Origin of the sequence: Longimicrobium sp., assembly GCF_036554565.1 — a bacterium.
GTDB lineage: Bacteria > Gemmatimonadota > Gemmatimonadetes > Longimicrobiales > Longimicrobiaceae > Longimicrobium.
Map to the genome: position 1 here is coordinate 1 of NZ_DATBNB010000715.1, position 5,418 is coordinate 5,418.

A 5,418-nucleotide genomic window follows, 5' to 3' on the forward strand; every position below is an offset into this window, starting at 1 on the left:
GAGCGCGCGGAGTCGCTGAGCGCCGCCGGCAGCCACGCCGACGCCGCCGAGGCGTTCGGCACCGTGGCGGCCGGACAGCCCGACAACCTGCGCGCGGTGCTGGGGCTGGGTTCGGCGCTGTTCGCGCTGGGCAAGTACGAGCCGGCCGAGAAGGAGCTTCGCAAGGCGCTCAAGCTGGCCGTGGACTCGCCCGAGGTGAACTACCTGCTGGGCTACACGCTCTACAAGAAGGGCGTGTACGCCGCGGCCGCCACCCAGCTGCGGCGCGCGGTGGAGCTGGACCCGGACCACGGCGGCGCCTACCTGATCCTGGGCGAGGCGCTCAACCAGATGGCCGAGTCCGACGCCGCCATCCAGGCGCTGGAGATGGCCGTGCAGCTTTCGCCCGAGAACGGCAAGGCGTACTACGCCATGGGCATCGCCTACGACCGCAAGGGCAACCACGACCGCGCGGCCGAGATGTACCGCCTGTCGCGCGAGGTGGTGGCCCGCGCCTGACCGCGGTCTGCCCTGAGCACACCCGTGCCGCCCGTCCGCATCCGCGCGGCGGGCGGCGCTGTTTTGCGGCTGCCACGCGGGGTGGATGCAGAGGCCCCGCAAACGGATGGATCGCGCGATTCGCCTTGCTTTCGGCAAGGCGGCGCCTTACACTACGCGGGAACGCCGGCCTCGTTGGGCGGCCCTCTCCGGCAGCTTCCGGTGAATCCCACGTCGCTCACGCACAACCCTCGGGGTCTCGTGAGAAAAGCCGCATCCGTCATCGCCGCCGCGGGCCTGCTCGCGGCCGCTCCACTCGCCGCGCAGGACGAGCAGCCCGCGCGCGTGCACGTGGTGCGTCCGGGCGAAACCCTGTGGGACATCGCCCGCGCCTACCTGGACGACCCGTTCCTGTGGCCGGAGATCTTCCGGCTGAACACCGACGTGGTCGAGGACCCCGCCCGCATCTACCCCTCCGAGCGGCTGGTGCTGCCGGCGGGGACGGAAGCCGGAGAGCCGGCGTTCGGCGGCCCCGCGCAGGGGCAGCCGGACGGGCCGCGCGTGCAGTTCGGCGCGCGCTCCGATGCGGCCGAGGTGCTGCAGGGCGACTTCTACCGCGCCTCGTTCCTGGCTCGCGAGGGCGAGGTGCGGGCGGTGGGCCGCCTGACCGAGCCGCTGTACGAGTCGGTGGTGGAGCAGCGCGTGCCTGGCCAGCTGAACCTGTACGACCGCGTGTTCGTGGTGGTGGATCCCGCCGCGGTGCGGGTGGGCGACCGCCTTCACTTTTTGCGCAGGGACCGCGAGATCCGTGGCGCCGGCCGCGTATACGAGCCCACGGGCGTGGGAACGGTGGCGGCGCTGGACGGATCGACGGCCACGGTGGTGATCGTGGGGATGTTCGACCGCGTGGCGCCCAACGACATCGCCGTGCCGTGGGAGCGCTTTCCGGTCGCCGCCACCGCCCGGTCGCGCCCGGTGGATGCCGACCTGCAGGGACGCATCCTGGGCTTCGGCCTGCCCAGCCCCATCCAGCGCACCGAGTCCATCCTGTTCCTGGACGTGGGCCGCGACGCGGGCGTAGGCATCGGCGACGTGTTCGAGGCGTACGCGCCGCCGCGGGGGCGCGACTGGGGCACCCGCCCGGAGGTGTCCGTCGCCCGCATGCAGGTGGTGAAGGTCACCGGGCGCACGGCGTCGGTGCGGGTGACGCACCTGGCCCAGCCCTCCATCCGGGTGGGGCTTCCGGTGCGCCGCGTGGCGCGCATGCCGTGAGGGTGCGGACCGTGGCGGGACGGACGGGTGGTGATCGCGGCGCCCTTCCCCCGGGAAGGGCGCCTCTGCTTGCGGTGGTGCGGCGATGAGTGCCACGCTGGCGCTTCACACCGTGGCGCTGCTGCTGTACGCGGCGACCGCGGGAATGCTGGGGCTGTCGATGGCCCGCGGCGGCCACGGCGCCCCGCGCGTGGCCACCCCCGCGCTGGCCCTGGGCGTGGGCGCGCACGGCGCCGCGCTGGGCGCCTTCGCCGCGCGCCATCACGAGCTGCCGCTGGTGGGGCTGGGGCCCTCGCTTTCCGTCCTCGCCCTGCTGATTGCCCTGGGCTCGCTGGTCCTGGCGCTGACGCGCACGAGCCCGCTGTCCCTCGTCCTGGTCCCCGTCGCCGCGGCGCTTGCCGCCGTGGCCGAGATGGTGGGATTGGCGCCGGACGCCGGGGCGCAGGAGCAGGTGTACCGCGGACCCTGGTTCGTGCTGCACGTCGTCCTGGCGATGGTGGGGTACGCGGGGCTGACCATCGCCTTCGCGGCGGGGCTAATGTACCTGCTGCAGTGGCGCGAGCTCAAGGGCAAGCGGTTCGGCGCCGTGTTCCGCTTCTTTCCCCCGCTCGATACGCTGGACCGCATCGGCTTTCGCGCGCTGCTGGCGGGGCTGCCGTTCCTGACGGCGGCGCTGCTGCTGGGGTGGGCGTGGTCGCACCGCTTCGGGCCGGGGATGGGCGCGGGAAACCCCAAAGTCGTCTGGGGGGTAGTCACCTGGCTGGTGTTCGTCGTGGCGCTGGCGGCACGCGGGCGCGGCGCCCGGCACCCCCGCCACGGCGCCATGGCCTCCGTCATCGGGTTCGCGATCGTGGTCGTCGCGTACCTGCTGCTGCGCGCGGGCGAGAACACGGGCGCGGGGTTCCTGTGAGCGCGTATCCCGTGATGCTCGACGTGGCGCGCCTTCGCGTCCTGGTGGTCGGCGGCGGGGTCGTGGCCGCGCGCAAGGTGGCGAGCCTGGTGGATGCCGGCGGCGCGCCCGTGATCGTGGCGCCCGAAGTGTCGGAGGAGCTGCGGGCCGCGGTGGACGCGCACGAGCTGACCTGGTTCCCGCGCGCGTACCGGAGCGTGGACGTGGAGGGCTTCCACCTGGTGTTCGCCGCGACCAACTCCGCCGAGGTGAACGCCGCCGTGGCGGACGACGCGCGCCGGGCGGGCTCCCTCGTGAGCCGCGCGGACGAGGGCGGCGAGTCGGACTTCCAGGTGCCCTCTCACCTGCGCCGCGAGCAGGTGGTGGTCGCCATCTCCACCGGTGGCGCGGCGCCCCTGCTGGCGCGGCGCATCGGCGAGCGGCTGGACGACGTGGTCACCCCCGGGCTGGGGCGCGCCGCGGGCCGGCTGGCCGAGGCGCGCGCGGAGGTCCAGGCGCGCTGGGCGGGCGACGAGGCCCGGCGGCGCGCCTTCTGGTTCAGCCTGATCACCCCCGAGTTCCTGGACCTGGCCATCCAGGGCCAGGACGAAGAAGTGGAACGGGCCATCGCACGATGCCTGTCGCAGTCGTAGGAGCCAGCCACCGGACGGCGCCCATCGAGCTCCGGGAGCGGTTCGCCTTCGGGCGCGCCGAGCTTCCGGACGCCCTGCTGGCGCTTGCCCGCGAGTCGGCGGAAACCGTCATCCTGTCCACCTGCAACCGCACGGAGGTGTACCTCGCCGCGCCCGAGGGGTCGCACGCGGTGGAGCTTGCGCGCGACCTGCTGGCCGCGCGCGTGGGGATGACCGTGGGCGAGGCGGCGCGGCACCTGTACGTGCACCGCGACCGGGTGGCCGTGGAGCACCTGTTCCGCGTCTCCTCCGGCCTGGACAGCATGATCCTGGGCGAGCCGCAGATCCAGGGCCAGGTGAAGGAGGCCTACGCGGCCGCGCGCGAGGTGGCGGGTGAAGACGGGGCCGTCGTCGGGCAGGCGCTTCATCGCCTCTTCCAGAGCGCGTTTTCCATCGGCGGGCGGGTACGCGGAGAGACGGGGCTGGGCCGGGGCGCGGCCTCGGTGTCGACCGCGGCCGTCGATCTCGCCAAGAAGATCTTCGGCTCGCTGAAGGGGCGCGGCGCCCTCGTCCTGGGCGCGGGCGAGATGAGCGAGCTGACGCTGCAGTGCCTGCGCGACGAGGGGGTGAGGACGGCCATCGTCGCCAACCGCACCTTCGAGCGGGCCCGGGAGCTGGCGGAAAAGTGCGGCGGCCGGGCCATCCAGTGGGACGAGTTCGGCGCGGCGCTGGCGGACGTGGACATCGTGGTCTGCTCCACCGCGGCTCCGCGCCCCGTCGTCACCCGCGAGCGGCTGCGGGCGGCGCTGCCGGGGGGCGCGCGCCGGCCGCTGTGCTTCATCGACATTGCCATTCCGCGCGACGTGGAGCCGGCCGTGGGCGACGAGCCCAACGTCTTTTTGTACAACATCGACGACCTGCAGCACATCGTCGACGACAACCTGGGCCGCCGCCGCGCGCAGCTTCCCGCCGCCGAGGCCATCGTCCGACAGGGCGTAGAGGACTTCTGGCAGTGGTACGCCGCGCTCGCCGTGGTGCCCACCATCCGCGCCCTGCGCGACCGCGGCGAAGAGGTGCGCCGGGCCGAGGTGGAGCGCGCCATGCGCCAGCTTGCGCACCTGTCGCCGGAAGACCAGCTGGCCATCGACGCGCTCACCCGCGCGCTGGTGAACAAGGTGCTGCACGCGCCCACGGTCAACCTGCGCCACGCCGCCGGGAACGGCCGGGGGACGGGGGTGCTGGATGCCGTGCGCTACCTGTTCGAGCTGGACCGCGAGGCCGCGGAGGCCCAAGCCGACACGCCTGAACCACACGCCACTACACGCCAGGGTTGATGCAGACCGGGACCAACGAGTTTTCCGCGACGTGGGAGATGATCGCCCGCGGCACGCCGTCCACCAAGATGATCATGGGCGTGCTGGCGATCTTTTCCGTCGTCTCGTGGACGCTGATCGTGTGGAAGATGCTGCAGTTCCGCCGCCTTCACGCCGAGGCCGACCAGTTCCTGGACCGCATCGAGTCTGCCGGGCGGCTGGAAGAGGCGTACGAGTGGGTGCGCGGCCTCAAGGACTCGCCGTTCACCCGCGTGTTCAAGCGCGGCGTGGGCTTCTTCAGCGAATTGCGCCCCGGCGCCGTGCGGGCGGGGAGCGACGTGCGCGGGCTGTCGCCGGCGCAACTGGAGGTGCTGCGCATCGTGCTGGAAAAGGAGGAGGGCGAGGAGCGCGACGCGCTGTCGGGCGGCATCGCCTGGCTGGCCATCATCGCCACCGTGTCGCCCCTGCTGGGGCTGCTGGGCACGGTGCTGGGGGTGATGCACTCGTTCATGGGCGTGATGGAATCCGGCTCCAGCAGCATCGCCGCCGTGGCGCCCGGCGTGGCCGAGGCGCTGGTGACCACGGCCGGCGGGCTGGTCGTCGCCATCCCCGCCGCCATGGCCTTCAACTACCTGACGGGAAGGCTCAACCGCTTCATGGGCGAGCTCGAGGGGATCAGCAGCGAGCTGATCGGCACGCTGGCCCGCGAGGGGCGCATCTAGTGCCGCGCCGCCGCAACCGCCAGGAATCGGGCATCACGGCCGAGATCAACGTCACCTCGCTCGTGGACGTGGCGCTGACGCTGCTCGTGATCTTCATCATCACCGCGCCCATG

At 72.9% G+C, this 5,418-nt stretch carries 6 protein-coding genes; all 6 read left to right on the forward strand.

Going from position 1 to position 5,418, the window contains the following annotated elements; all coding sequences use genetic code 11:
* Nucleotides 1-498 (forward strand): tetratricopeptide repeat protein (locus VIB55_RS19970; protein WP_331878430.1); only part of this gene is annotated, 498 nt, incomplete at its 5' end.
* 240 nt (nt 499-738) lie between these two features.
* Nucleotides 739-1,749, forward strand: a complete 1,011-nt coding sequence (locus VIB55_RS19975) for a LysM peptidoglycan-binding domain-containing protein (protein ID WP_331878431.1) — start codon at nt 739-741, stop codon at nt 1,747-1,749.
* An 85-nt stretch (nt 1,750-1,834) separates the two neighbouring features.
* Nucleotides 1,835-2,659, forward strand: a complete 825-nt coding sequence (locus VIB55_RS19980; RefSeq protein ID WP_331878432.1) for a cytochrome C assembly family protein — start codon at nt 1,835-1,837, stop codon at nt 2,657-2,659.
* Nucleotides 2,656-3,291, forward strand: coding sequence for a bifunctional precorrin-2 dehydrogenase/sirohydrochlorin ferrochelatase (locus VIB55_RS19985; protein WP_331878433.1), 636 nt, complete (start codon nt 2,656-2,658; stop codon nt 3,289-3,291). The genes VIB55_RS19980 and VIB55_RS19985 overlap by 4 nt, the downstream gene beginning before the upstream one ends.
* Complete coding sequence (gene hemA / locus VIB55_RS19990) at nt 3,273-4,604, forward strand: glutamyl-tRNA reductase (protein ID WP_331878434.1); 1,332 nt, start codon at nt 3,273-3,275, stop codon at nt 4,602-4,604. Before VIB55_RS19985 ends, hemA begins: the two co-directional genes overlap by 19 nt.
* The gene (locus VIB55_RS19995) at nt 4,604-5,305 is read left to right on the forward strand and encodes a MotA/TolQ/ExbB proton channel family protein (protein ID WP_331878435.1); all 702 of its coding nucleotides are present in this window, start codon (nt 4,604-4,606) and stop codon (nt 5,303-5,305) included. Before hemA ends, VIB55_RS19995 begins: the two co-directional genes overlap by 1 nt.
* The last annotated feature ends 113 nt before the right edge of the window (nt 5,306-5,418 follow it).